The sequence below is a fragment of the Labrys sp. ALF-8 genome (assembly GCF_059699065.1).
In genome coordinates this window covers 216285-241797 of record NZ_AP048541.1, presented here as the reverse complement: position 1 = coordinate 241797, position 25513 = coordinate 216285, and the positions used below count along the sequence as shown (strand labels likewise).

General features: G+C 63.3%; 21 protein-coding genes and 1 pseudogene. 18 read left to right on the top strand and 4 right to left on the bottom strand.

Annotated features, from left to right (window positions below):
- Positions 1-201 precede the first annotated feature (201 nt).
- From hmpA to AC6H34_RS32015, 11 genes are all read left to right on the top strand, one after another.
- Positions 202-1413: an NO-inducible flavohemoprotein gene (hmpA, locus tag AC6H34_RS32065; RefSeq protein WP_497541717.1), complete on the top strand. Its 1212-nt coding sequence runs from the start codon at positions 202-204 to the stop codon at positions 1411-1413.
- Between the two features lie 181 nt (positions 1414-1594).
- Positions 1595-2671 carry a tetratricopeptide repeat protein gene (locus tag AC6H34_RS32060; RefSeq protein ID WP_497541716.1) on the top strand — a complete coding sequence of 359 codons (1077 nt, stop codon included), beginning with the start codon at positions 1595-1597 and terminating at the stop codon, positions 2669-2671.
- A 534-nt stretch (positions 2672-3205) separates the two neighbouring features.
- Positions 3206-4789, top strand: a complete 1584-nt coding sequence (locus AC6H34_RS32055; RefSeq protein WP_497541715.1) for an ABC transporter substrate-binding protein — start codon at positions 3206-3208, stop codon at positions 4787-4789.
- Between the two features lie 87 nt (positions 4790-4876).
- Entirely contained in the window at positions 4877-5917 is a 1041-nt protein-coding gene (locus AC6H34_RS32050) for an ABC transporter permease (protein ID WP_497541714.1), read from the top strand.
- Entirely contained in the window at positions 5914-6759 is an 846-nt protein-coding gene (locus tag AC6H34_RS32045) for an ABC transporter permease (protein WP_497541713.1), read from the top strand. The genes AC6H34_RS32050 and AC6H34_RS32045 overlap by 4 nt, the downstream gene beginning before the upstream one ends.
- Positions 6756-8411, top strand: coding sequence for an ATP-binding cassette domain-containing protein (locus AC6H34_RS32040; RefSeq protein WP_497541712.1), 1656 nt, complete (start codon positions 6756-6758; stop codon positions 8409-8411). The genes AC6H34_RS32045 and AC6H34_RS32040 overlap by 4 nt, the downstream gene beginning before the upstream one ends.
- A complete protein-coding gene (locus AC6H34_RS32035; protein WP_497541711.1) occupies positions 8408-9340 on the top strand; it encodes an NAD-dependent epimerase/dehydratase family protein in 933 nt (310 codons plus the stop codon). The genes AC6H34_RS32040 and AC6H34_RS32035 overlap by 4 nt, the downstream gene beginning before the upstream one ends.
- On the top strand, positions 9340-10098 hold the full coding sequence (locus AC6H34_RS32030) for an SDR family NAD(P)-dependent oxidoreductase (protein WP_497541710.1): 759 nt from the start codon (positions 9340-9342) through the stop codon (positions 10096-10098). The genes AC6H34_RS32035 and AC6H34_RS32030 overlap by 1 nt, the downstream gene beginning before the upstream one ends.
- A 32-nt stretch (positions 10099-10130) precedes the next feature.
- Entirely contained in the window at positions 10131-10631 is a 501-nt protein-coding gene (locus AC6H34_RS32025) for an ureidoglycolate lyase (RefSeq protein ID WP_497541709.1), read from the top strand.
- Positions 10632-10643: 12 nt separating this feature from the next.
- Positions 10644-12062 (top strand): dihydropyrimidinase, encoded by a 1419-nt coding sequence (hydA, locus tag AC6H34_RS32020; protein WP_497541708.1) that lies wholly within the window; start codon positions 10644-10646, stop codon positions 12060-12062.
- Positions 12063-12089: 27 nt separating this feature from the next.
- Positions 12090-12863 (top strand): FadR/GntR family transcriptional regulator, encoded by a 774-nt coding sequence (locus AC6H34_RS32015; RefSeq protein WP_497541707.1) that lies wholly within the window; start codon positions 12090-12092, stop codon positions 12861-12863.
- A gap of 218 nt (positions 12864-13081) precedes the next feature.
- Here the strand turns inward: AC6H34_RS32015 and AC6H34_RS32010 are convergent.
- The 3 genes and pseudogenes from AC6H34_RS32010 to AC6H34_RS32000 all read right to left on the bottom strand — a co-directional run.
- Positions 13082-13257, bottom strand: a pseudogene (locus AC6H34_RS32010) (IS3 family transposase); the annotation flags it as partial.
- A gap of 534 nt (positions 13258-13791) precedes the next feature.
- Positions 13792-14475, bottom strand: a complete 684-nt coding sequence (locus tag AC6H34_RS32005) for a L,D-transpeptidase (protein WP_497541706.1) — start codon at positions 14473-14475, stop codon at positions 13792-13794.
- Between the two features lie 164 nt (positions 14476-14639).
- Positions 14640-15281, bottom strand: coding sequence for a TetR/AcrR family transcriptional regulator (locus AC6H34_RS32000; protein ID WP_497541705.1), 642 nt, complete (start codon positions 15279-15281; stop codon positions 14640-14642).
- Between the two features lie 327 nt (positions 15282-15608).
- Between AC6H34_RS32000 and AC6H34_RS31995 the strand changes: the two genes are divergently transcribed.
- The 7 genes from AC6H34_RS31995 (at position 15609) to AC6H34_RS31965 (ending at position 24476) form a co-directional block, all read left to right on the top strand.
- Complete coding sequence (locus tag AC6H34_RS31995; protein WP_497541704.1) at positions 15609-16721, top strand: sugar ABC transporter substrate-binding protein; 1113 nt, start codon at positions 15609-15611, stop codon at positions 16719-16721.
- Positions 16722-16808: 87 nt separating this feature from the next.
- The gene (locus AC6H34_RS31990) at positions 16809-17774 is read left to right on the top strand and encodes an ABC transporter permease (protein WP_497541703.1); all 966 of its coding nucleotides are present in this window, start codon (positions 16809-16811) and stop codon (positions 17772-17774) included.
- 7 nt (positions 17775-17781) lie between these two features.
- Positions 17782-19287, top strand: coding sequence for a sugar ABC transporter ATP-binding protein (locus AC6H34_RS31985; RefSeq protein WP_497541702.1), 1506 nt, complete (start codon positions 17782-17784; stop codon positions 19285-19287).
- An 11-nt stretch (positions 19288-19298) separates the two neighbouring features.
- The gene (locus tag AC6H34_RS31980) at positions 19299-20240 is read left to right on the top strand and encodes an ABC transporter permease (protein ID WP_497541701.1); all 942 of its coding nucleotides are present in this window, start codon (positions 19299-19301) and stop codon (positions 20238-20240) included.
- 16 nt (positions 20241-20256) lie between these two features.
- Positions 20257-21291 (top strand): zinc-dependent alcohol dehydrogenase, encoded by a 1035-nt coding sequence (locus AC6H34_RS31975; protein WP_497541700.1) that lies wholly within the window; start codon positions 20257-20259, stop codon positions 21289-21291.
- An 87-nt stretch (positions 21292-21378) separates the two neighbouring features.
- On the top strand, positions 21379-22878 hold the full coding sequence (locus AC6H34_RS31970) for an aldehyde dehydrogenase family protein (protein ID WP_497541699.1): 1500 nt from the start codon (positions 21379-21381) through the stop codon (positions 22876-22878).
- Entirely contained in the window at positions 22878-24476 is a 1599-nt protein-coding gene (locus AC6H34_RS31965; RefSeq protein ID WP_497541886.1) for a GMC family oxidoreductase, read from the top strand. The genes AC6H34_RS31970 and AC6H34_RS31965 overlap by 1 nt, the downstream gene beginning before the upstream one ends.
- A 130-nt stretch (positions 24477-24606) precedes the next feature.
- Here the strand turns inward: AC6H34_RS31965 and AC6H34_RS31960 are convergent, their stop codons facing one another.
- Positions 24607-25425, bottom strand: coding sequence for an aldo/keto reductase (locus AC6H34_RS31960; protein WP_497541698.1), 819 nt, complete (start codon positions 25423-25425; stop codon positions 24607-24609).
- Between the last annotated feature and the right edge of the window lie 88 nt (positions 25426-25513).

Sequence of the window (25513 nt, the reverse complement as noted above, 5' to 3'; positions counted from 1 at the left end):
CGCAGGGGACCCTGTCGCCGCCTCGCTGCGTCTTAGGCGTCGCAGGCGGAAAATGCCTGTCAGCTTCGGCCACAAGGCTCCCGCTTCCCAATAACGCTGGCTTCAAGGAAAATGTGGGCTTCCTGCTGCGGTCCGCCGCAGGCTGACGGGCCATCTCGCGTTTCCAGTCTTCCACCGATCGTCAATGTACAGGAGATACCGATGTCGCAGCCCCTCAGCGCGCAAACAATCGCGCTCGTCAAGGCCACCGTTCCCGCACTCGAAGCCCATGGTCTGGATATCGTGCGCGAAATGTACGCGCGCATGTTCAGGAACCCCGAAATTCGCGACCTGTTCAACCAGTCGCATCATGGCGATGCCGGATCCCAGCCCCGCGCGCTGACCGGCGCGATCCTCGCCTATGCCAGCAACATCGAAAATCTGGGCGCGCTTGCGCCCGCCGTCGAGCGGATCGCGCAAAAGCATGTCGGGCTGCAGATTCTGCCCGAGCACTATCCCTATGTCGCCGAGGCCCTGCTGGGCGCGATCAAGGCCGTGCTGGGCGATGCGGCAACCGACGATATCCTCGCCGCCTGGGGGGAAGCCTACTGGTTCCTCGCCCATATCCTGATCGCACGCGAGGGACGCATCTACACCGAGCAGAAGGAGACGGCGGGCGGCTGGAACGGCTGGCGCGATTTTCGTGTCCAGGAGGTGGTGGCGGAAAGCAGCGTCATCAAGTCGTTCATCCTGCGCCCGCTCGATGGCCAAAGCGTCATGGAACATAGGCCGGGGCAGTACCTCACCTTCTGGTTCGAGCTTCCCGGCCAGCCGCCGGCCAAGCGCAACTACTCGATCTCAAGCGCGCCGAATGGAGAATCCTACCGCATCTCGGTGAAGCGCGAGCCCCACGGTCTGGTGTCGCGGTGGCTCCACGATCAGGCTGCGGCAGGAACGGTCCTCAAGGTTGCGGCGCCGGCCGGCGAATTCTTCCTCGCAGATCGGCCCGAACGACCGGTTGTGCTGCTATCCGGCGGTGTCGGCCTCACGCCCATGATGGCCATGCTGGAAACGCTGGTAGCCCTCGGCATCGACGTGCCGGTGCACTACATCCACGGCACGCATAATCGCGACACACATGCGATGCGCGACCATGTCCGCGCGCTCGCCCGCAAGGGCAAGGCGGTGCGCGTCACCGACTTCCACCAGACGCCGCTCGCCGACGAGGCCGAGGGACGCGACTACGACATCGCGGGCCTCATCACCGACGACTGGCTGCTCGCCAATACCCGGGTCGCCGAGGCGGACTATTACATCTGCGGGCCGCGTCCCTTCCTGCGCGCAGCCGTTTCGACGCTCTCGCTCGCGGGCGTGCGATCCGACCGCATCCACTACGAGTTCTTCGGCCCCGCCGACGAGTTGCTCGCGGCCTGAGCCGATCGCCGGGATGAGGCGAGGGTGCCTCATCCCGTTCAGGCGGCAAATACACAACAGGCGAGTGTCACAACGCATATATCCCATGCCACAATTCCGGCTATCGTTCCGGGAGCGAAAGGGAGGGGCTGGCTCAATGCGGTGGCGTCGACGGATTTTCGCCGGGTTGTTCGGATTTCTGATGGCAGGGGCCGCCTTTGGCCGCGAACCGACGGAATGCGATCGCCTGGCTGGATCACCCACGGACCCCAATCGACTCGGTGGGGGCGTCGGCTTGTACGGGATCCAACCGGCCGAGGCCATCGCGGCCTGCGAAAAGGCCTTGGCAGCCGATCCCGCCAATCCGCGACTTCGTTTCAACCTCGGCCGCGCCCAGGCCGCGAGCGGCGACATCGAGAAGCAGGCGGGCCAGGGGGCGCTGGCCGGACAGAATTTCAAAGCCGCAGTGGACCAAAACTATCCCGCCGCGCAGGTCGAACTGGCGGCTTTGTACTGGCGCGGCCACGATGGTTTCCCGCTGGACATCGGCGAGGCCATGCGCCTGCTTGAGAAGGCGACGGCACTCGATGCCCGCGAGGCCGGCTCGCAGCGCAGGAACCTGTTCGCCGACGCGACATTCGCGATCGACCTCAACACGGCGCAGGTCCGGTTCATCAAGCAGGCCGCCGATGCCGGTGACGCAGATGCGCTCTATGCGCTCAGCCTGCCAATGAGCCTGAGCCAGGACCAGCAGGCCGACGTCGCCCTTCTCTGGCACAAAGCGGCGGCATTGCATCACGCGCAGGCGGCCTTCGATCTCGCCAGGATGTATTTCCGCGGCAAGGGCGGACTGGCCAAGAATCCGCAGGAGTCGCTGCGCCTGATCCAGCAGGCCACGGCCGGCGATGATCCCTTCGTGTGGGAAGAAGCGGCGATCGCCTATGAGCGGGGGCAGTACGGCCTGCCGAAGGACGAGAAGCTTGCGGCCCGGCTCTTCAAGCAGGCCGCGGACGCGGGCGACCGCTTCGGCCTCTACGACCTCGGGCGGTACCATGAGGAGGGCAGGGGCGGCCTGTCCCAGGATGCGGCTGAAGCGGCACGGCTCTACAAGCTCGCGGCCGACCAGGGCAACGAAGATGCCGCTCTCGCGCTCGCCCACGACATGACGGAAGGGCGAGGAGGCTATCCGGCTGACCGAGCCAGGGCAGCCGAGTACCTCAGGAGCGCCGCCCGCTGGAGCACGCGTGCGAAGGAGGAACTGTCCGCAATGGGGCAGTGAAGGGCCAGATAGCTCCCACTGCCGCCGCGGCGCTTCGTGTCGCAAAGGGTTCACCTGACGCGGGCCGCTTGGCAGGATCGTGCAGACGCATCTGCCGACATGAGCCGGATTGACGAGGCTCCATCCCGACAGGGCAGGCCGGATCGTTCGATCGCGGCGCTGGCGTGTGCAGGGCCGCAGTTGTGCGCCGTAGCAGAGGTACTGGCCAAACGGATCGATCGGCCAAATGAGGCGATACGAGCGCGGATCGATATCGTCCCTGACCAATTGCCGGGCAACTGCCGAAATTGCAACCATTGGTCTGGCCAAAACTTCACCTCGACAGACAGGCCTGACCATATTAGCTTTTCCCTCATGAGGCTTGGCCCTTCGGTCAAGAGGCCGCTACGCCTCGAATATGCAAAAAATTATGCCATTCTGAGGGGATAACGGATGTCGATGCACGGCGCGACTGCCCGGACCAGCAACGGCCGGGGATCAATATTTGGTCAAAAAACACGCCCACAACGGGCAAACTGGTATGACCAACATGTTTTGCCTACCATTATCGGTCTGGCCGCCGGACTTGTTGGACTGGCGCTGCCATACGCTCCCGCATCGGCGCAGGATGCAAAGACCACTCTCATCGTCGCCGGGCCGCGCACCCCGGAATCGCTCGACCAGGAATACCCTCCCACCGAAGCGGGCCACGAGGCGCGCCGAAACATCTATGAGCGCCTGCTGGCCTATGCGCCGATGAAGAACCAGGACGGCATAACCGTCGAGGACTTCAGCAAGATCGTGGGAGGCCTGGCCGAGAGCTATGATCTCGCCCCCGACAAGACCTCGATCACCTTTCATCTTCGCAAGGGCGTGAAGAGCTATGTGGGCAATGAGCTCAGCGCCGACGACGTCATGTGGACGTTTCAGAGGGGCTGGAACCTCAAGGCGACGTTCCATTGGTATATGACGCAGGTTCTCAAGGTCGAGGACTACGACAAGGCGTTCAAGAAGATCGACGACTACACCGTCCAGGTCTCCATTCCGCATCCCTCGCCATTGCTGGACCGGCTGTGGGTCAACAACGACCTCGGTATTCTCGATGCTGTCGAGGTGAAGAAGCACGTGACCGCCGACGATCCATGGGCATCCAAATGGCTCGCCAATCACTCGGCATCCTTCGCGCCCTATCAGGTCGTCAAGGATGTTCCCGGGCAGGAGGTGGACTACGAGGCCAACCCGAACTACTGGCGCGGCGCGCCCAAGCTCAAGCGGATCATCTTCCGGGAAATGCCCACCTCGTCGAACCGCGTCGCGGCCCTGCAGGCCGGCTCCGTCGACGTCGCCGAATGGCTCGTGCCGCGTGAGCTGAACCTCCTCGAAAAGACGCCCACGGTGAAGATCTGGAAGGTATTCGGCAACTACATCCATCGGGTCGAGATGTACAATGCAAAGCCTCCCTTCGACAACGTCAAGGTACGCCAGGCGCTGAACTACCTGGTGCCGCGAGACCAGATCCTCAAAGCCGTCTACTTCGGGACGGCGCGGGAGACCAAGAGCCCGATTTCGGAGATCTATCCTGCCTTCACGGATCAGTATTTCAACTATACGACCGATGTCGACAAGGCGAAGGAACTGCTGAAGGAAGCCGGCATGCCGGATGGCTTCAAGACGCAGCTCGGCTATCGCACCGGCGAGCCGATCGAGGAGGAGATCGCCCTCATCCTGAAGACCGCCTTCGCCAAGGCCGGCGTCGATGTCGAACTCCAGAAGCTGCCGGCCTCGACCTTGGTCGACAAATATACCAAGGGCGAGATGCCCATGTACTTCTTCCGCGACATGGCGATCGTGCCCGACGCCGCCTATGTCGCAAACCTCTGGCTCAACAGCGCTTCGCTCATAAACTACTCGCATTTCAAGAGCGACGAGGTCGACAAGCTCATCAACGAAGGGCTGACCTCGACCGACGAGGCGAAGCGTACCGAGGGCATGCATCGTGTGCAGCAGATCGTCATGGAGCAGGCGCCGTGGGTGTTCCTGATGAATCCCGGATACCAGCTCGCGACGCGTGCCAACGTGAAGGGCTATTCCTGGTACACGCCGAACGGCAACAACTGGTACGACTTCTACAAGGAATGACGTCTGGCCGCCCTTTCGAGGGCTGATGGCAGCATAGGTCTGCGCCGGCACCTGTCGGCGCGGGCCCGAGTGGAGCTTCCCCAAGCCATGACCTTTACTGCAAGCTGGCGCTCCCTACCGCGCCCGATCCGTATCGTCCTGTCCCGCATCAGCATCCTGTTCCCGCAAATGTTCGGGGTCATGCTGGTGACCTTCGTCCTCATCCGGCTGCTGCCTGGCGATCCGGCCCTGCTTCTGCTTGGCAACATGGCGACGCCCGAGGCGCTCCAGAGTTTGCGCGAACGCCTCGGCCTGAACGACAGCATCTGGCAGCAATTCCTGCATTACATGGCGAATGTCGCTCACGGCGACCTCGGCACCTCCATCTTCACCTCCAATCCGGTGCTGAGCGATCTCATGGAGCGTGCGCCCGCGACGCTCGAACTGATTACATGGGCGATGGCCGTGACCGTCGTCGTAGCCGTCGCGATCGCCATCGCGGCGACGGTCTGGCGCGGCGGCATCATCGACTATGCAAGCCGTATCTATGGCCTGGCCGCAGGTGCCATCCCCGACTTCTGGGTCGCTCTGCTGCTCATCTTCTTCCTGTTCTATCTGGCAGGCATCGCCCCCGCACCCTTCGGCCGCATCGACGCCCTGCTGAATCCGCCGACCCGCATCACCGGCTTCTACACGATTGACAGCCTGCTGACCGGCAATTGGGAAGCTCTCGCCTCTTCCGCCGGCCGGCTGGCGCTGCCCGTCCTGACCCTGACCATCGTCAATGCCGGCGCGTTGATGAAGATGACGCGGACCGTATTCGGCGACATCTACCGCTCCGATTTCATCCGTCACGCCCGCGCTTGCGGCCTGCCCGAACACGTGATCGTGCGGAGCGCGCTGCGCAACAGCCTGCCGCCGATCATCACGCTCGTCGGCTTCCTGTTCGGCTTCCTGCTCGGCGCCGCGGTCCTGGTCGAAACCATCTTCGCCTGGGGCGGCCTGGGGCAATATGCGGTCCAGGCCGTGGTCAACAGCGACTATCCCGCGCTCCAGGGCTTCGTGCTGGTCGCGGCCGGTTTCATCCTGGTGGTCTACATGGTGGTCGACATCCTCTACGAATTCGCAGATCCGAGGATCAAGGTATGAAGGCCTTCGCATCGCTCGTCCGCCGTCATTTTGGCGTCGCGGCCGCCATCGGTCTGGGGCTGCTGGCCCTGCAGATCCTCGCAATCGTGTTCGCGCCGCTGATCGCGCCATATTCGCCCATCGATGCCGATCCACTGAGTTCGCTTGAACCGCCCTCGGCCGCGCATTGGTTCGGTACGGACGTGTCCGGCATGGACATCTTCTCGCGCGTGGTTTTCGCGACGCGCGTCAACCTGCTGATCAGCATCGTGGCCGTCCTGGCCGCCTTCGTGATCGGCGTGCCGATCGGCCTCATCATCGGCTACTACAAGTCCGCGCTCAGTTCGCTCGTGATGCGGCTCTTCGACTTCATCCAGTCGTTCCCGGTCTTCGTGCTCGGCATGGCGCTGGTATCCGTGCTGGGCCAGGAGATCTGGAACGTCGCCATCGTGCTCGCGGTCCTGTTCATTCCGATGTTCGCGCGACTGATCCGCGCCGAGGTTCTGTCGCTGCGCGAGCGCCCCTTCATCAGCGCCGCGCGCTGCAGCGGGGCCACCGACCTGTCGATCATGTTCCGGCACATCCTGCCCAATGCCCTGACACCGGTGATCGTGCAGGTATCGATCAGCATCGGCATGGCGATCCTGTTGACGGCGGGGCTGTCCTTCATCGGTGCCGGTGTGCGGATGCCGACACCCGAGTGGGGCCTCATGGTGAGCACAGGCGCCCAGCAGATGATCCTGGGCGTGTGGTGGGTCGCCCTCTTCCCCGGCCTTGCCATCGTGCTGTCGGTGCTGTGCTTCGCCCTGCTGGGGGATTTCGTCCGCTCCGTAACCGATCCGAATGCGGAGACTGTCTCGTGAGCGCCGAAATCGATACCCCGCTCCTGGAGGTGAAGGACCTCAAGGTCGCGTTCGGCGACGGTCCTCCGGCGCTCGACGGTGTCAGCTTCGTGCTGCGGCGCAACGAGATCGTCGGCCTCGTGGGTGAGACCGGTGCCGGCAAGTCGCTGCTCGCGCGCGCCATCATCGACCTGCTTCCCGAGCAGGGGCGCATCACCGGAGGCGAAATACGGATCGAGGGCCAGCGCCTTCGGGATCTCTCGCCTGCCCGCAAGCGCGAGTTGAGGGGTGCCGAGGTGGCCCTGATCGGCACCAACGCCAAGCTCCTGCTCGATCCGGTTGCGACAGTCGGCGCCCAGGTGATGCGTGTGCTTCGCGCGCATCAGGACGTCGGCAGGGCCGAGGCGCTGCGTCGCACGATCGAGGTGTTCCGCCAGGTCGGCATCGTCAATCCGGAAAAGCGCGTGGGTGCCTATCCCCATGAAATGTCGGGCGGCATGGCGCAGCGCGTGGTGATCGCCATGGCGCTGATCGCCGGCCCCAAGCTTATCCTCGCCGACGATGCCACCCTTGGGCTCGATGCGACCATCCAGGCTCAGGTTCTGGACCTCTTGGTCAGCAAGGGGCGCGAACTGGGCCTGGGCGTCCTGCTCATAACCCATGACCTCGGCATCGTTTCCCACTACTGCGACCGGGTCGGCATCATGCAGGGCGGGCGTCTGGTCGAGCTCAAGCCCGTGCGGGCCTTCATGAAAGGGCCCGAACTTCGATACAGCCGGGAACTTCTCGAGGCCGCCAAGGTACGGCCCACGCCGAGGGACCGCGCCGCCGACGGTGCGGCCAAAGCCGAGGCGTCCCTCCTCAAGGTCGACAATCTGTTCAAGACCTTCGTTGTCGACGGCGGGCAGTCGGTGGTCCGTGCGGTGGATGGCGTCTCCTTCTCGCTGCGCAAGGCCGAGACCCTGGCGCTCGTCGGCGAAAGCGGGTCGGGCAAGACGACCGTGGGGCAATGTCTCCTCAAATTGCTTCCCGCCGACTCGGGCTCGGTGATGTTCGACGGCACCGAGATCCTTGCGCTTCGGGAGGGTCGCTTTCGCAGCCTGCGCCAGCGCCTCCAGATGGTTTTCCAGGAGCCCTACGTCGCCTTGAATCCACGCTGGCAGGTGCAGGACCTGATCGGCGAGCCGATGGCGCTCGGGCCCCGGCTTACCAGCCAGCAGCGCGCCGCCGAGATTGCACGCCTGCTCGACCTCGTCCATCTGCCGCGCCGCCTTGCCTCGCTCTACCCCCACCAGCTCACGGCGGGCGAGCAGAAGCGCGTAGGCATTGCCAGGGCGCTCGCCACCGGTCCCGACTTCGTGGTGTTCGACGAACCCACCACGGCGCTCGACATCAGGGTACGCGCCCAGATCATCGATCTCGTGCGCGAACTGCAGGCCGGGATCGGGCTGTCGGCGCTGTTCATCACCCACGATCTCAACTCGGTTCGCTCGCTCGCGCACAATGTCGCGGTCATGCGGCACGGTCGAATTCTTGAATATGGCGAAACCGAGCGGATCTTCTCCGCGCCGCGGGATCCCTACACGAAGATGCTGCTCTCGGCCGAATTGCCGATCGAGGGAAGCGACACAGATGGACTCAACCGCATCAGCTTGGAGCACCCCGCCCCATGACGTTCAAAGCACCCATCCTGGTCACAGGAGCCGCAGGCCTCATCGGCAACAAGGTCCGCCAGATCCTCGAGGAACGTGGCGAGCGGGTGATCGCGATCGACCGTGTCGCGGGTTCCGGTACGTTCGGCCTCGTGACGGAATGTGATCTTGGCGACGTGCACCGGCTCCACGAGCTCGCGCGCGACGGCATCGAAGGAGTCATTCATTGCGGAGCCTATTCGGGCCCGATGGTAGCTCGCGACAATCCGTACTCGATGGTCCAGGTCAATATCGTCGGCACCGCCAACATGCTGGAGGTCGCCCGCGTGCATGGCGCCAGGCGCTTCGTCTACTGCTCGTCGACCAGCGCCTATGGTCCAACCCCGCCTGCCCCGGTGCCGGAGGACGTTGCGCTCCATCCCTCGACCGTCTACGGCGCCAGCAAGGCCGCCGGCGAACAACTCGTCTCGACCTATGCATCGCAATACGGCCTGAACGGCACCAGCCTGCGCCTGTCCTGGGTCTACGGCCCACGCCGCACCACCGACTGCATGATCCGCGCCATGATCACCGACGCGCAAGCCGGCCGGCCGACGCGCGCGCCCTTCGGCCGGGACTTCCAGCGCCAGTACATCCATGTCGAGGACGCTGCCGGCGCCCTTGTCGGCGCCTTCGACAAACCGGCGCTGCCGCGCCGCGCCTATACCGTCACGGGCGGTACCTGCAAGACGCTCGGCGAGATCGCCGGCATCGTCCGGGACCTGTTTCCGAACGCCGATATCGAGCTGGGAACGGGCGCCGATCCGGTCGACGACATCCAATACGAATTCGACATTACCGCCGCGAGGCGGGATCTGGGCTACGCGCCTCGCTACGACCTGGCCGAGGGTATTCGAAGCTATGCCGATTGGCTGTCGGCCCAGGCATCCGCCAACAAGGAAATGATCTGATGGAGACTTTTTCGCTCGCCGGCCGAACGGCTTTCATCACCGGTGGCAACAGCGGCATCGGACGCGCCATCGTCGAGCTCTTCGCCGCCCACGGCGCGAAGATCGGCATCGGCCAATTCCAGCGCGAGGCTCAGGCCTCCGAGCTAGTCGCAACCCTCGATGCGAGGGGCGCCGATGTATCCGTCGTCGAATGCGACGTCTCCTCCGAGAGTTCGGTGAATCGCGCCAAGGCGTGGTGCGACGAGCATCTGGGGCCGGTCGACATCCTGGTCAACTGCGCAGGCATCGGCGGCGACAAGGCCTTTGCCGATCTGACCGTCGCCGAGTGGGACCGCATGATCGGGGTCCATCTGCGCGGCACCTTCCTCGTCACCCATGCCTTCTTCGCGGACATGGTGGCCCGGAACTACGGCCGGATCATCCTGACGTCGTCGCAGCTTGCCTACAAGGGCGCCCCGGGGCTCGCCCATTACTGTGCGGCGAAGGCAGGCATTGCCGGCTTCGTGCGTGCGCTCAGCTATGAAGGCGCGCCTCACAACGTCATGGTCAATGCCATCGCGCCCGGTCCGGTCGAGACCGACATTCTGGCAAGCCTGACCGAAGAATGGCGAGCGATGAAGATGGCGCAACTTCCGGTAGGCCGCTTCGGCCAGGTGGAGGAGATCGCGCCCACAGCCCTGCTGCTTGCTTCGGAGATCGGCGGCCGCAATTTCTGCGGGCAGAACCTGTCGCCCAATGGCGGCGACGTGATGCTATGAGCCGGACTTTCGCGCCACAGGACGCGCAGAGATTGCCCCTGAAGTCGGCCGATGCCGCCTCGTTCCGGCCTTTTGGGACGGTGGTCGAGATGGGAGGCCCTGCGATCAGCGTGAATGACGGCACGGCACTGCGCCATGACATCGACGCCTTCGCGGCTGCCGATGCGCGCGGCGGCTTTCGTCTGGTCACCTCGATCTACGATGCCGAGGGCCGCGATCTGCTCAAGCCGATCAGCATGCTGGAAAGACATCCCAACTCCGCCCAGATGATCATGCCGCTGGGCGGCGAAGGTCATCTGGTGATCGTCTGCGGGAATGCGCAGGACGGCGCGCCGGAACTCGGCACCTTGACCGCTTTTCGGTTCTCGGCCCGCCAAGGCGTGATCTATCGACCAGGACTCTGGCACCATCCAATCTTCGCCTTGGGGCGGCAGACCCAGTTCCTGGTTCAATCCTGGCAGGACGGGTCGGCGGACGATTGCGAGACGTGGCCCATCCTGCCTTGGACGATTGCGGCGGACCAGATCCAATAGGAGGGAACTCAAATGAGCGAATTCGATGTCGTGATACGAGGTGGAACCGTGGTCACCGCGGCCGACACGGTGCGGGCCGACGTCGGCATCCGCGGCGGCAAGATCGTCACCGTGGCGGACCGGCTCGACGGCGGTGCGAAGGTGATCGATGCCAGCGGCCTCCTGGTGATGCCCGGCGGCATCGACAGCCATGTGCACCTCGCCCAGCCCGCCTTCGGTGGACCTGCCATGGCGGACGGCTTCGAGACGGGCACCCGGTCGGCGATCGCGGGCGGCAATACGACGGTGCTGCCCTTCGCCCTCCAGCCGCGCGGTGCGTCGCTGCGCTCCTCCGTCATGGACTATCACAAGGAGGCGGACGGCCAGTCCTATTGCGACTATGGCTTCCATCTCATCATCAGCGATCCGACGCCGTCGGTCCTGTCCCAGGAACTGCCGGCACTGGTCGAGGACGGCTATACCTCGTTCAAGGTCTTCATGACCTATGACGACCTCGTGCTCAACGACCGGCAACTGCTCGAGGTGTTCGACTGCGCACGCCATTGCAAGGCCCTCGTCATGGTCCATTGCGAGGGATATGATGCCATCCGTTTCATGACCGAGCGGCTTGAGGCGGCTGGCAGCAAGGCGCCCTATTATCACGCGGTTTCCCGGCCGGAGAGCGTCGAACGCGAGGCGACGCATCGCGCCATCAGCCACGCCGAGCTTCTCGACGTGCCGATGATGGTGGTTCATGTCTCCGGGCGAGAGCCGATGGAACAGATACGCTGGGCGCAGAACCGTGGCCTCAAGGTCTATGCCGAGACGTGCCCGCAATATATCGCGCTCACGGCCGACGACCTGAAAGGGCTGAATATGGACGAGAGCGGCGGCAAATATGTCTGTTCGCCGCCGCCGCGCGACCACGCGAGCTGGGAGGCGATCTGGAGCGGGCTCAAGACGGGCGTCTTCCAGACCTTTTCATCCGATCACTGCCCCTTCTACTACGCGGGCGAGGAGGGCAAGCTCAATCCCAAGGCCCGCACTTCCTTCCGCTGGGTCCCGAACGGAATTCCAGGCGTAGAAACACGCCTTCCGATCCTCTATTCCAAGGGCGTTGCGGAAGGACGCATCACCGTCAATGATTTCGTGGCGCTGACCTCGACCAATCACGCCAAGATGTATGGACTGTACCCCGAGAAAGGGTCGATCGGCCCCGGTTTCGATGCCGATATCGTTCTGTGGGATCCCAATCGGCGCGAGACCATCAGCCAGTCGCTCCTGCACCACGGCTCCGACTATACGCCCTATGAAGGGCTGCGGGTGACTGGCTGGCCCGTCATGACGCTGCTTCGCGGCAAGGTCGTCGCCGAGGAAGGCAAGATCACTGGGGAGAAGGGCGATGGCCAGTTTCTCAAGCGGCGGCTCTCGCCTTATGCTCTTTCAGCCTAAGCGGATCCGTGATCCAGGAGAATTTGGTTGAGGCCAGACGACAATGTGAATGGACAGGCCGGCCCTTCAGCTGGTCCCGGCGATCATTGGACGGGCAGCAGCGACGTCTCTCCGCGATTCCCGGTTTCGCATGACGCGGTCCGCCGCATACAGGAGATGATCGCATCGGGCACACTTGCGCCCGGCGACAAGCTGCCGTCGCAGCGCGAGCTTTCCGCTGCGCTCAACGTAAGCCGGCCGTCTTTGCGTGAAGCGCTGAGCGTTCTGGAGACCCTCGGCTTCATCGAGACGCAGCCCGGCCGGCGGGCCGTGGTTTGCGAGCCGCGCAGCGACCGGGAAGCGCCGCCGCGGTGGCGCTTCAAGAACCGCTTTTCGGAAGTGGACGTGTTCCAGTTCCGGCTTCTGATCGAAACATTCACGGCACGGCTCGCTGCCACGCTCGTCACCAGGGAGCAGATCGCCGATCTATGGGCGAACATCGAGGAAATGAAGTCTGCGATACGAGCCGCGGACCTCGAGTCGAGCGCCCGTATCGACGCGGAATTTCATACCAAGATCATTGCATTCGCCGGCAACAAGCTGTTCTCGGAGATCTACACCACGACCGAGGACATCATCCTGGAGGCGCACAGGCTTCCACTGCAGGCGCGCAACCGGCTGTGGGAGCCCGTCGACGAGCATGTGAACGTGCTCAAGGCATTTGAGCAACACGATCCCGAGGGCGCGGGCTACTATATGAGATTGCATCTCATGCGCACGGCGAGCCGAAGCGGGATCGAGGGGCGCTTCGACAATCTGTAGCGAACGTCATGCGGTGAAGGCCAGGGCCTACTGAGGTGCTCCCCGAATTTGGACCGCCCGGCTGGCGGATTTTCCGGCCATAAAAAATCGAGCAAGACCTCCTTTTGGCAGGCCCACAAATCGAGGTCGCAGGGGATAAATTCGGCCCCTTGGCCCACCCGGATCGACTGCGGATAGCCGTGCTCGCGGCATACTCGCTCGAGCGTGGCCACGACATCCCCGCCGCCAATCGATCGTGCACGAAGTCCATCGCCCAGGTCTGGTTGCATCGCGTTGCCTCCGATCAGTCTTCCCTGAGCTTGGCCTTCACGCGCCGCTTCAGGGTCTTGTTGCGCCTGCGTGTTCGCTTGATGTTGATCGCCCAGCCATCACGCACGAGAAGGACATGCGCGCGCCCCTTGGCACAGCGGGCGTCCCCTCCCAGTGTCCGGGGCGTCGAGACGTCAGACCCTGTCGCGGCCAGACAGGAAAAGACGTCGTCCAACGCCTCCGGCCCGCCTGAGATTTTGGATGGGTCAATCCAAATCATGACAGCGCGGGCTCATCCGCATGATCCTGTCATGACAATCGATCCAGAGTACCCGTCTCGTTGGCGAGCAACGAACGAGGCTGAACAAGGAAGAGGGTAAAGCTTCTGGTTTCATTGCCGAGCAATTAGCGGCTTGCGGGGCATCACGTCCGAGCACACCGCCGGAGTGGCAGTTCGGCGGCCCGGAAGTACGCGATACAAGACCTCTTCCGGGCCGCATCCGCATTTGCGAATGAGATCACCATGGAGGCAAATTGTTACGATTGCGTGAGCACGGTGGCGCGGATCGGAAAAGATCGTGGCAGGGCCAGCGCGCAAGCCTGTTTCAGCCATCAAGCCAGCGGTACCCGCCCGGAGCTTCGTCTTACTGCCCCAGCGGCAAAAGAGCGGGTCCGATCGTTACATCGTTGCCGCTTCAGCCCCCTGGGAAGGCCGCACCACCACGCGAACCCCGACCGGCGTGTTGTGATAGAGAGCCATGATATCCTGGTTCAGCAGGCGTATGCAGCCGCTCGACATCGACTTGCCGATCGAAGACGGATCGTTCGTGCCGTGCAGGCGATAGAGCGTATCGCGATCGCCCTGGTAGAGATACATGGCGCGCGCACCCAAGGGATTCTCGACACCCCCCTCCATGCCGCCCGCGTATTGGGCTGCCAGCGGGTCTCGCTTGACCATCTGGGACGGCGGTGTCCAGTACGGCCACTCGGCCTTGCGCTTGATGGTCGCCTTGCCATGCCAGGCGAAGCCCTGGCGGCCGACACCGACGCCATAGCGGGTCGCTATCCCGCCATCGTGGACGTGGTAGAGAAAATGATTGTCGGGATCGACGACGATGCTGCCCGGCGCTTCGCCGGTGGGATCGGCCACTTCGCGGCGCAGGAACCTGGGGTCGATCGCACGCAGGTCGACGGCCGGAAAAGTATGGCCACTATCGATTCCGCCAGCATAGATCTCGCGGTAGTTGTAGCCACTATCGCCCGACCGGTCGAACAGCGATCCCATGGAAAGACGCGAAGAAGCGCAGCTGGCGAGTAGAAGAGGGGCGCCGAGAACAAAAACGCGACGAGACAAATCGAGCATCACAATCTTTCCGAATAGCCATTCGTATCGAAACCACGCAAAATGCAACAATGGCAACATTCCGCAAGGTCAGACTTACACTGCCAAGGCGCACTCTTGCAAGCCGATATCCGTCTCACCCTCGGGCCGTTTCGACTGCTTTCGCCTTGCGACGAGCCAGCCCGTCAGGCACTGACGAGCCGCAGGATGGTATCGACGTTGAAACGGATACGTTCCTCCAGCGCCGCCGGTGTCATCAGATCGCGCTGGAACACAATTGATCCCGTATAGCGGTTCGTGAAATAGTAATACCCGATCGCCGCTATGGTTATATTCAATTGCACAGGGTCGATTCCCGACCGAAAATCGCCGGACGCGACGCCCCGGTCGAGCAAGTGTCCGACCATGTCGACAAAGCGCATGCTCATCCGGCGCACGACCTCGGATTTCTTTATGTGCTTTGCCTTGTGAAGATTGGCGCTGTTGACGAGCGTCAGAAATTCCGGGTTCTTGAGGTAGTATGTCCAGGTAAACCGCACCAGGCGCTCAAGCGCTTCCTTGGGCGGCAACTGTTCCAGGTCGAGCTTCTGCTCGGCCGTTCGAATATCGGTGTAGGCCTCCTCGAGGACGCGCTGAAACAGGTCTTCCTTACTTTTGAAGTAATGGTAGATCATGCGCTTGTTGGCTTTTGCGCGCTCCGCGATGATGTCGACCCTGGCGCCGCCAAGCCCGCTCTTCGAAAATTCCTTCTTGGCCGCAGCCAAAATTCTCGCCTGCGTGGCTTCGGCGTCTCTGATCCGAGGTTTCGTCGGGGGCTTGGTGAGCATTGTTACCTCATTGAGCGTCGCCTGGCGCGGTGCCATCCGCCATCGTAAGCGAGGCGCCACATCTCTTTCCAGTTGCATTTTGCCGCGTCGTTGACCGGATTCGATCAGGAATTTTGGTAACTTACTGGTTACTTTAACGCAGCACCAGTGTCGGGTGCACTTTCCCACGCTCCCATGTTGCAATGACTTGCGCCCGGTTCAGCGCCTGCAGTGGCGTTGACACGTCACCGATAAGGAAGTAACTAGATAGTGCAATATCGAGAGCGCGACAGCGCCCGACAGCGCCCAAGGCAGGGCGTAATGCGCGAAGCCCGCAGGGAGGAAGACATGTCGTTCATCAAGAATTTCATCGAGCAGGAGACGATCAATCGCCGCAATCTGCTCCTGGCCTCCGCCTATGGCCTGGGGGGACTGGCGACGCTCGGCCTGTTCGGTCCGGGCGCCGCACGGGCGACGACGCCCAACCCGACGATCGCCTGGAGCTACCGGGACAGGACGAACCCCTATTGGAACTATATCGTCTCCGGCGGCGAAGCGTTCGTCGAGGGCTTGGGGCTTCCCAAGACCGCGCTGATCAACCTCATCAATGAGGGGTCCAGCGAAAAGTCGCTGGCCGACGTCAAGGCCCTTCTCGGCAAGGACGGCAGCAAGGTCGCGCTGGCGATCGATGCGAACGATGCGCCGAACTGCCGCCCGGTGGTGGAGGCGGTCGCGGCTGCGGGCGCCTATGTCTCGACGATCTGGAACAAGACGGACGACCTGCATCCCTGGGATTTCGGCGACAACTACGTCTCCCACATGACCTGGTCGGACGAGGGGCCGGCCGAGCAGACCGCCCGCATCCTCATGGATGCCATGGGCAAGAAGGGCGGCGTCGTCCATCTGGGCGGGATCGCCTCCAACAATCCCGCCATCGAGCGCCTCAACGGCCTCAAGAAGGCCCTCAAGGACTATCCCGACGTTCAACTGCTCGACGCACAACCAGCGGACTGGGACACACAGAAGGCCAATCAGATCATGGCCGGCTTCATCACGCGCTATGGCGACGAGATCAAGGGCGTGCACTGCGCCAACGATACGATTGCATATGGCGTGCTCGAGGCGCTGCGCGCCGAGGGTATCGAGGGAATGCCCGTCGTCTCCTATGACGGAAACCAGCAGGCCGTGGAACTCGTCGCCAAGGGCCAGATCCTTGCGACCGTCTTCACGAACCCCTATTGGGGCGGCGGCATTACCGCAGCGCTCGCCTATTACGCGGCGACGGGTGCCTTCAAGCCTTCGAGCGAACCCAAGGAGCACCGGGAATTCTACGGGCCGACGATCCTGGTCACGCCCAAGGACGCCCTCGAGTTCAAGGCGAAATATCTCGACAACAATCCGAAATATGACTGGAAGGACTTCTGGGGCCCGAGCAAGGGGCAGATCCAGTACAAGTCCTGATCTCTTCCTTCCGCACCGGCCGCACACCCTCCTGCACGCGGGAGGGCGTGCGTCCGCGTCCCATTCCTTCCGACGCAAGAGCGCGACATGGATAGCTTGCTGACCAAGGACAATGTTCAGAAATGGGCGCCGGTGCTGGTGCTCCTGGCTCTCGTGTTGTTCTTCTCGATCGTCAATCCCAACTTCCTTTCGGTGCGCAATTTCGCCCGGATCGCGATTTCGTCGACGCCGGCCCTGATGGTCGCGGTGGGAGTGACCTTCGTCATCCTGATGGGTTCGATCGACCTGTCGATGGAAGGCTCCGTCGCAGTCTGCGCCGTACTTTTTGCCACGTTGTTCGGCGCGCTGGGCGGCACCCTGGCCGGCTGGGGATGGCTTGCGATCCCGGGCGCCATGGCGGTTGGCGCGATCTTCGGCGCCATCACGGGCATGGTCCATGTCCGCCTGAAGATTCCCTCGTTCATGGCCAGCCTTTCCATGGGATTCGTCGGAATCGGCCTGTCGCTGCTGATCACCGGTGGCGACCGGATCCTGGTCGAGGATGCCGTCTTTCGCTCGCTGCTCACCTACCGGCTCGGTGGCTTTCCGCTGATGTCCTATGTGGCGCTCGCCGCGGTGGTCGCCGGCTGGTTCATCCAGACGCAGACCACCATCGGGCGAAATTTCTATGCTGTTGGCGGCGGCGAGGACCTCGCCCACGCCTCCGGGCTCAATGTCTCGAAGGTGCGGGTCATCTGCTTCATGATCGCCGGCGTCTTCTACGCGCTCGGAGCCATCCTCGCCGTGGCCCAGATCGGAATCGCCGAGACCGTGACCGGCCGCAACTTCATGTTCGTCTCGATCACGTCGGTCGTCGTCGGTGGGACGGCGCTCTGGGGTGGATCAGGCGGCGTCTGGAACACTCTGGTCGGGGTGCTGATCGTCAACGTGATCGGCAACGGCATGGTGGTGATCGGCCTGCCGAGCTACGTCCAGGACGGCGTCCTCGGCCTCCTGGTCATCACCGCAGTCTATCTGTCCACCGATCGCCGATCGCTGGCCTTTGTGAAATAGGCGCGCCATGTTCGAGCTTCGAAACGTAGAAAAACGCTTCCCTGGCGTCCACGCGCTGAAGGACATCAATTTCCACATCGACCGCGGCGAGATCATCGGGCTCGTGGGCGAGAACGGCGCCGGCAAGTCGACGCTGATGAAGGTGATCTACGGCGCCGTCCAGCACGACGGCGGCGAGGTGCTGGTCGACGGCAAGGCCGTCCGTTTCCAGAATCCGCGCGAGGCCATGGACCGCGGCGTGGGCATGGTTTTCCAGGAGCAGTCCCTCATATCCAACCTGACGGTGATGGAGAACATCTTCCTCGGGTTCGAAAAGCAGTTTGCCCGCTTCGGCAAGGTCAACTGGAAGCGCATGGCGAAGGCGGCGGGAGAGCAGCTGAAGAAGGTCAAGCTGCAGATCGACCCGCGGACCGTCACCTCCAAACTGTCCTTCGCCCAGCGCCAGCTCGTCGAATTGGCCAAGGTGCTGACGCTTGAGGAACGCGTGCACGGCAATCTCGTGATCCTTCTCGACGAGCCGACATCGGTTCTTTCGAAGGAAGAGATCGGGCTCCTGTTCAGCCTCGTGCGAGATCTGCGCAAGCGGGCGTCCTTCATCTTCGTGTCGCATCGCCTCGACGAAGTCATCGAGCTTTCGGACCGCATCTATGTCCTGAAGGACGGTGCCGTCGTCGATGTCGTGAAGGGTGCCGAGGCAAAGGCCGAGACGATCCAGCAGCGCATGGTCGGCCGCGACATCAACCAGGAATACTACCGGGAAGAAAAGCAGCGCCCCTACGATGTCCAGAAGCTGCTCCTGCAGGCGGACCAGATCAGCCTGCCCGGCCACTACCGCGACATCTCGCTCAAGCTGCATGCCGGTGAGGTATTGGCGCTCGTCGGTGTCGAAGGGTCCGGCAGCGAGGCGATCCTGCGCACGATCTTCGGCCTTGAGAGGATGCAATCAGGGGCGCTGGCGGTCCACGGAACGCAGGTGCACGACTTCGGTCCCTCGCAGGGCGTCGCTCGCGGCATCGGTTATGTCCCGCGGGAGCGCAAGATAGAGGGTATCGTCGGGGGCATGAACGTCTTCGAGAACATGACGCTCTCCCAACTCGACAACTACGCCAAGGCCGGTGTCCTGGACATCGGCGCCGAACGAAAGCTGGCTCGCGACTGGATCCGGCGCCTGTCGATCAAGGCCTCCTCGGAGAATGCCGACTGCGGCAACCTCTCGGGCGGCAACCAGCAGAAGGTCGTGCTCGCCAAATGGCGCAGCGGCGGCTCGAACATCATCCTCCTCGACCACCCCACGCGCGGCCTCGATATCGGCGCCAAGGAGGACGTCTACGAAATGATCCGCGAGATGTCGGCTGATGGCGTGGGCATCGTGCTCATCGCCGACACGCTCGAAGAGGCCATCGGCCTCAGTCACACCATAGCCGTTGTCAAGGATGGCGAGATCCAAAAATGGTTCAACTGTCAGCCAGGCGCAAAGCCCTCCCTCTACGATCTGCTTCATCACATGACGTGAGCGCCAGTGTGATGAGCCTCCACCAGCTAAAGCGCCATTTCCCATGGATCACGCTTCTCGCGCTGATCCTGCTCGTCGGGGCGATGGACCACACCTTCCTTCGGCCGCAGAACCTGATGGAGCTTGCGGCCGACATCGCGCCCCTGTTCATCATGGCGCTCGGCATGACGCTTGCGATCTATATCGGCGGCATCGATCTCTCGGCACAGTCAGTCGCAAACATGACGACCGTGCTCGCCACCCTGTCGCTGCCTTATTTCGGCGTCTTTACCGCTCTGTGGATCGCACTGGTGGGCTTGCTGTTCGGCGCCGTCTCGGGCCTGGTGACGACAAGGCTCAAGGTACCCTCCTTCATCGCCACCCTGGCGGTGGGCGGACTTGCCCTTTCCGTCGGCCAGTTCGCCTCGGGCCAGCGCGCTTTGCACATGGATGTGGCAGCGAGGGACCAGTCCTTCGGATGGATGTTCGGCAGGACCGCCGGAATTCCTCACGAGTTGATCGTTTCCCTGGCGCTGCTCGCGATCGCCTGGTTCATCCAAAGCAGGACGACCGCCGGACGCACGCTGAAGGCCGTGGGTGCAGGCGAGCTTGCGGCCGTCGCATCGGGCATCCGCGTCGAGCGCTACAAGATCCTGGCCTTTGCCCTTTCGGGTCTGTTCGCCGCGATCGCGGGCCTCATGTTCTCGGTCAAGCTGTCGGGCGGCTCTCCGACCCTGGCCGAGGGCTTTCTGCTGCCGGCGATCGTCGCGGTGCTGGTCGGCGGCACGCCGCTCACGGGCGGCGTTGGCGGCGTGGTGAACACGCTCATCGGCGCGATGATCGTGGCCGTCGTGCGGGCGAGCATGCTTTATCTCAACATCCCCGCCACCGGTCAGCAGATCTTCTTCGGCATCGTGCTCATCGTTGCGATCGCCCTGACCATCGACCGCTCGAAGATGCGGATCGTGAAGTAGGCGAGGGGAGAACGACATGGAAATGATGCGAGCCGCGGTGCTCACCCGCCCGGGACGATTCGAAGTCCGGGACGTTCCCACTCCCCAGGTCGGACCGGATGACGTCCTCATCAAGGTCGACCGCTGCGGCATCTGCGGGACCGACATTCATATCTTCAAGGGCCACTACGCCGCCGACACACTGCCCTTCATCCCGGGACATGAGTTCACCGGCAGGGTGAGTCGCGTGGGGGACAGGGTCCAGGGCCTGCGGGTCGGGCAGCGTGTCGTCGCAGACGTGAATATCGGCTGCGGGCACTGTTACTTCTGCCGTCGCGGGGAGGTCCTCAATTGCGAGGCGGTCAGCCAGATAGGCATTCACCGCGATGGCGGATTTGCCGAGTTCGTCGCGGTTCCGGGCCGGCTGGTCATTCCCGCACCCGAAGAGGCGAAGCCGGAACTGCTGGCGCTGACGGAACCCGTCGCTTGCGTCGTGCGGGCCGCGCGCAAATCCGGCATAGGCTTCGGCATGTCGGTTGTCGTGCTGGGCGCAGGCCCGATCGGGAATCTCCACATTCAGATGATGCGCCTGGTCGGAGCCGCCCCGATCATCGCCGTGGAACTGTCGCAGGCCCGCGCGGAACTTGCCGAGCGCGCCGGCGCGGATCTCGTCATCACCGATCCCAAGGAGGCCCGCGCACTGGTTGAGGAGAAAACGGGCGGGCGCGGGGCGGACATGGTGATCGAAAGCGTCGGTGCGCTCGCGCTGTACGCCGAGGCCTTCAGGCTCATTCGTCCCGGTGGCCATGTTGCCGCCTTCGGCATCACGGGGCCTGGCGACAGCGTGCCGCTGCCCCTGCTCGAAACGGTCCTGCGCGAGAACTCGGTCAAGGGTTCCGTCGCCGGAATTGGCGAGGACATGCACGACGCCCTGACGCTGCTGAACCACGGACGCTTTCAGATCGAGCCGTTCATTGGCTCGGTGGTTCCCCTGAGCCAGATTCAATCGGCATTCGAGACGATCCAGGACCGGCCGGCTGTTCTGAAAACACAGATCGATACGACGGCGTGACGGCCTCGGGCGACCACTCCGAGGCAATGGAATAACGCGCCCCCGGGCGCACCAATGCAATTGTTCATGGACAAGAGGATTCGAGATATGGACCAGGTCGTCGGCATACAGTCGCTTCCCGCCAGCCCCAGGACCTTTGGCTTTTTCGTCGACGGAAGGAGCGTGGAGGCGGGAGATCGCGCCTATTTCGAGCGCCGCAGCCCAGGACACGACGTGCCCGTGACGCGTACTCCGAAATGCACCAGGGAGGACCTCGACCTGGCCGTGAAGGCAGCGCGGCGCGCTTTCGAGGACGGGCGCTGGTCGAGGATCCCGGCCGTCGAGCGCGCCAACGTGCTCCTGCGCGCGGCTCAGATCCTGCGCAGCCGCGCCGCGGAACTGGCCTATTGGGAAACACTGGAGAACGGCAAGCCCATCAGCCAGGCACGGGCTGAAGTGGATGGCTGCGCCGGCATGTTCGAATATGCCGCCGGCCTGGCGAGGACTGTCCATGGCGATGCCTTCAACAACCTCGGCGACGGCATGTTCGGACTGGTCACGCGGGAACCGATCGGTGTGGTCGGCCTCATCACACCGTGGAACTTCCCATTCCTGATCCTTTGTGAAAGGGTTCCCTACATTCTCGCGGCAGGTTGCACGATCGTCGCGAAGCCTTCCGAGGTGACCTCGGCCACGACCCTCATCCTGGGCGAGATCCTCTCGGAAGCAGGGCTTCCCGATGGCTGCTACAATGTCGTCACCGGCTCGGGCAGCGTCATCGGCCAGGCAATGACCGAGCACCTGGACATCGACATGGTGTCCTTCACCGGGTCGACCTCGGTCGGCCGCCGCTGCGTCGAGGCTGCCGGCGGCAACTTCAAGAAGCTCGGCCTGGAACTGGGCGGCAAGAACCCGCAGATCGTCTTCGCGGATGCGGACCTCGAGGATGCCGCCGACGGCGTTGCGTTCGGCATCGGCTTCAACACCGGCCAGTGCTGCGTGAGCGGCAGCCGCCTGATCGTCGAACGCTCGGTGGCAGCAGAGTTCGAACAACTCGTCGCCGCCAAGCTGGCACGGGTCAAGGTCGGCGATCCGCTCGACCCTGCGACACAGGTCGGCGCCATCACGACGACAGCGCAGAACGCGACCATCCTCGGCTATATCGCCAAGGGCAAGGAGGAGGGTGCGCGCCTCGTCTGCGGGGGCGGAGCGCTCGATTTCGGTCGCGGCCAGTATATCGCACCGACCCTGTTCGGCGATGTCACCGGCTTGATGGCAATCTCCCGTGACGAGATCTTCGGCCCGGTGCTTTCCGTCATGCCCTTCGACAGCGAGGCCGAGGCCATCGCCATGGCCAACGACACCGTGTACGGATTGGCGGCGAGCGTATGGACCAAGAATATCGACAAGGCCCTGAACGTGACACGGCGTGTTCGCGCCGGCCGGTTCTGGGTCAATACGACCCTGGCCGGCGGCCCGGAACTTCCGCTCGGAGGATTCAAGCAGTCGGGCTGGGGGCGCGAGGCCGGCTCCTATGGGATCGAGGAATATACCCAGATCAAGTCCGTCCATATCGAGATTGGAAAGCGCGAGCCTTGGGTGCGCTGATGAAGGAATATGGCTACGACTATGTGATCGTGGGTGGCGGATCGGCGGGCTGCGTGCTCGCCGCGCGCCTCAGCGAAAATCCTGCCGTGCGGGTGCTGCTGCTGGAGGCCGGCGGTCGGGACAGCAACCCGTATATCCATATGCCAGTCGGCTTCGCGAAGATGACGGCGGGGCCCCTGACATGGGGACTCAAGACGGCTCCCCAACGCCACGCCTACGACCGGGAGATTCCTTATGCCCAGGCCAAGGTCATAGGCGGTGGCTCCTCGATCAATGCGGAGATCTATACCCGCGGTCACGCTGCGGATTTCGATCGCTGGGCGGGTGAGGAAGGTGCGGCCGGCTGGTCCTTCAAGGAGGTGCTGCCCTATTTCATCCGATCCGAGGGCAACACCATTCTCTCAGGCGAGATGCACGGCGCGGACGGCCCGCTGGGCGTCTCGAACCTGCCCGACCCGCAGCCGATGTCACGGGCCTTCGTGCAAGCCTGCCAGGAGTTCGGCATGCCCTACAACCCGGACTTCAACGGCAGGGTCCAGGAAGGAGCGGGCCTGTATCAGACGACCATCAGGAACGGGCGGCGCTGCTCGGCCGCCGTCGGCTACCTCCGGCCGGCGGCAACCCGATCCAATCTCACCGTCGAGACCGGTTGCCTCGTCCGGCGCATCATCTTCGGGAATGGGCGCGCCACCGGCGTCGAGTTCATCAGGAACGGCGAGCCTGTCACGGCAAGAGCCGAGAGCGAGGTCCTCATCACATCGGGGGCGATCGGATCGCCGAAGATCATGATGCTGTCGGGTGTCGGGCCTGCCGACCACCTCAGGAAGCTCGGGATCGAAGTGGTCGAGGATCTGCCTGGTGTGGGCGAGAACCTCAATGATCATTTCGGCGTCGATATCGTCGCTGAACTGAAGGGACCGACGAGCCTCGACAAATACAACAAGCTCCATTGGATGATATGGGCGGGGATCCAGTACCTGCTCTTCAAGTCCGGGCCGGTGACGTCCAACGTCGTCGAGGGCGGCGCCTTCTGGTATGGCGATGCCGATGCCGCGATACCGGACCTGCAATTCCACTTCCTTGCCGGTGCCGGCGCCGAAGCGGGCGTCCCGACGGTTCCGTCCGGGTCCGGCATTACACTGAACTCCTATACGCTTCGTCCGAAAAGCCGCGGAACGGTCAGGCTGGCTTCATCGGACCCTGCCGTCAATCCGATCATCGATCCCAACTTCCTGGCCGAGCCGGACGACGTCCGTGTTTCCGCCGAGGGGGTGCGCATCAGCAGGGAGATCTTCGCCAGGCCCTCCCTGCAGAAGTTCATCAAGCGCCTGCACCTGCCCGGGGACGATGTGAAGACCAACGCCCAGTTTGCGGACTATGCGCGCCGCTACGGCAGGACCTCGTACCATCCGAGCGGCACCTGCAAGATGGGCATCGACGCGATGGCCGTGGTCGATCCGCACCTGCGGGTGCGCGGCCTCGAACGAATTCGCATCTGCGACAGTTCGACATTCCCGAGCCTTATCGGCTCGAACACGAATGCCGCGGCAATCATGATCGGCGAAAAGGCGACTGACCTCATTCGCGGGAACATGTAGAGACGTCCTCCCGGACACCCTGCGGCCCTCTGGGCCGTTTTTTTTTGGCAAGCGCGGAGGATTTGAAGCACGGGGCCTGCCGCCGACGCCGCCGGCAGGCCAAGGAGTCCAAGCGGCCCGGTGCGGCTCGTCAGTCCCACTCCGGGGCCCAGGGTATGAGATCGCGCCCGACGATACGCAGGTTCCTGTGCGTCTGGGCCTCGATCCGAGCCATGTCGATGCTGGAAAGAGTGAAATCCATGACATCGAAGTTCGACCGAATGTTCTCCGGCTTTGTCGACATGGTGTTCAGCGGCACACCCTTCTGGAGAATCCACCGCAGGACGATCTGTCCCGCCGTCTTGTCATAGGACCGGCCTATCTCCGCGAAAAGCGGCTGTTCGAAGACCTTCCCGCGTGCGACCGAGCAATAGGACGAAAGCGGGATGCCAGTCTCGTCGGCGGCGGCCAGCAGAATGTCCTGGTTGAGCAGCGGGTGGAACTCCACCTGGTTCGTGACGAGCGGCACGTCGACGATCGCCTTCGCCTCCCTCATCATGCGCGCCGTGTAGTTCGAAACGCCGATATGGCGGGCCAGACCCAGTTCCTGCGCCTTCTGCAACTGCCTGAGGGAAGGCCCTATATTGCCGTCGGCCGGGGCCCAATGGACCAGCAGGACGTCCACGAAATCGGTCCGCAGGTCCTTGAGGCTCTGCTCGACGGACGACAGGAAGTGCTCGTCAGCGAAATTGTGGACGCTGACCTTGGTGGTGATGCAAAGCTCGTCTCGCGGCACGCCGCCGTCCGCCAGGCTTTCGCCAACCTCGGATTCGTTCTCATACATCTGGGCGGTGTCGAAGGCTCGATATCCTGTGGCGAGCGCCGTCCCGATTGTCTCCCGGCACACGTCGCCGCGCAGGGGGAACGTGCCGAAAGAGCGCTGGAACGTGCGCGTGAAATAGATGCTCATCCTCGTCGTTTCCTTTATTATCGCACTATCTGGTTACTTATATATCTTGCGGCGGAAGCCGGCAAGGCGCCTTGCAGCGGAGAACGGC

Bases quoted from the DNA above. Each gene is read 5' to 3' on its own strand.
- AC6H34_RS32000 (WP_497541705.1), bottom strand. From the start codon at position 15,281: ATGCTCACCAAGCCCCCGACGAAACCTCGGATCAGAGACGCCGAAGCC.
- AC6H34_RS31990 (WP_497541703.1), top strand. From the start codon at position 16,809: ATGGATAGCTTGCTGACCAAGGACAATGTTCAGAAATGGGCGCCGGTG.
- AC6H34_RS31965 (WP_497541886.1), top strand. From the start codon at position 22,878: ATGAAGGAATATGGCTACGACTATGTGATCGTGGGTGGCGGATCGGCG.
- AC6H34_RS32035 (WP_497541711.1), top strand. From the start codon at position 8,408: ATGACGTTCAAAGCACCCATCCTGGTCACAGGAGCCGCAGGCCTCATC.
- AC6H34_RS32050 (WP_497541714.1), top strand. From the start codon at position 4,877: ATGACCTTTACTGCAAGCTGGCGCTCCCTACCGCGCCCGATCCGTATC.
- AC6H34_RS31995 (WP_497541704.1), top strand. From the start codon at position 15,609: ATGTCGTTCATCAAGAATTTCATCGAGCAGGAGACGATCAATCGCCGC.
- hydA (WP_497541708.1), top strand. From the start codon at position 10,644: ATGAGCGAATTCGATGTCGTGATACGAGGTGGAACCGTGGTCACCGCG.
- AC6H34_RS32005 (WP_497541706.1), bottom strand. From the start codon at position 14,475: ATGCTCGATTTGTCTCGTCGCGTTTTTGTTCTCGGCGCCCCTCTTCTA.
- AC6H34_RS31980 (WP_497541701.1), top strand. From the start codon at position 19,299: ATGAGCCTCCACCAGCTAAAGCGCCATTTCCCATGGATCACGCTTCTC.
- AC6H34_RS31970 (WP_497541699.1), top strand. From the start codon at position 21,379: ATGGACCAGGTCGTCGGCATACAGTCGCTTCCCGCCAGCCCCAGGACC.
- AC6H34_RS32060 (WP_497541716.1), top strand. From the start codon at position 1,595: ATGGCAGGGGCCGCCTTTGGCCGCGAACCGACGGAATGCGATCGCCTG.
- AC6H34_RS32030 (WP_497541710.1), top strand. From the start codon at position 9,340: ATGGAGACTTTTTCGCTCGCCGGCCGAACGGCTTTCATCACCGGTGGC.
- hmpA (WP_497541717.1), top strand. From the start codon at position 202: ATGTCGCAGCCCCTCAGCGCGCAAACAATCGCGCTCGTCAAGGCCACC.
- AC6H34_RS31975 (WP_497541700.1), top strand. From the start codon at position 20,257: ATGGAAATGATGCGAGCCGCGGTGCTCACCCGCCCGGGACGATTCGAA.
- AC6H34_RS32045 (WP_497541713.1), top strand. From the start codon at position 5,914: ATGAAGGCCTTCGCATCGCTCGTCCGCCGTCATTTTGGCGTCGCGGCC.
- AC6H34_RS31985 (WP_497541702.1), top strand. From the start codon at position 17,782: ATGTTCGAGCTTCGAAACGTAGAAAAACGCTTCCCTGGCGTCCACGCG.
- AC6H34_RS31960 (WP_497541698.1), bottom strand. From the start codon at position 25,425: ATGAGCATCTATTTCACGCGCACGTTCCAGCGCTCTTTCGGCACGTTC.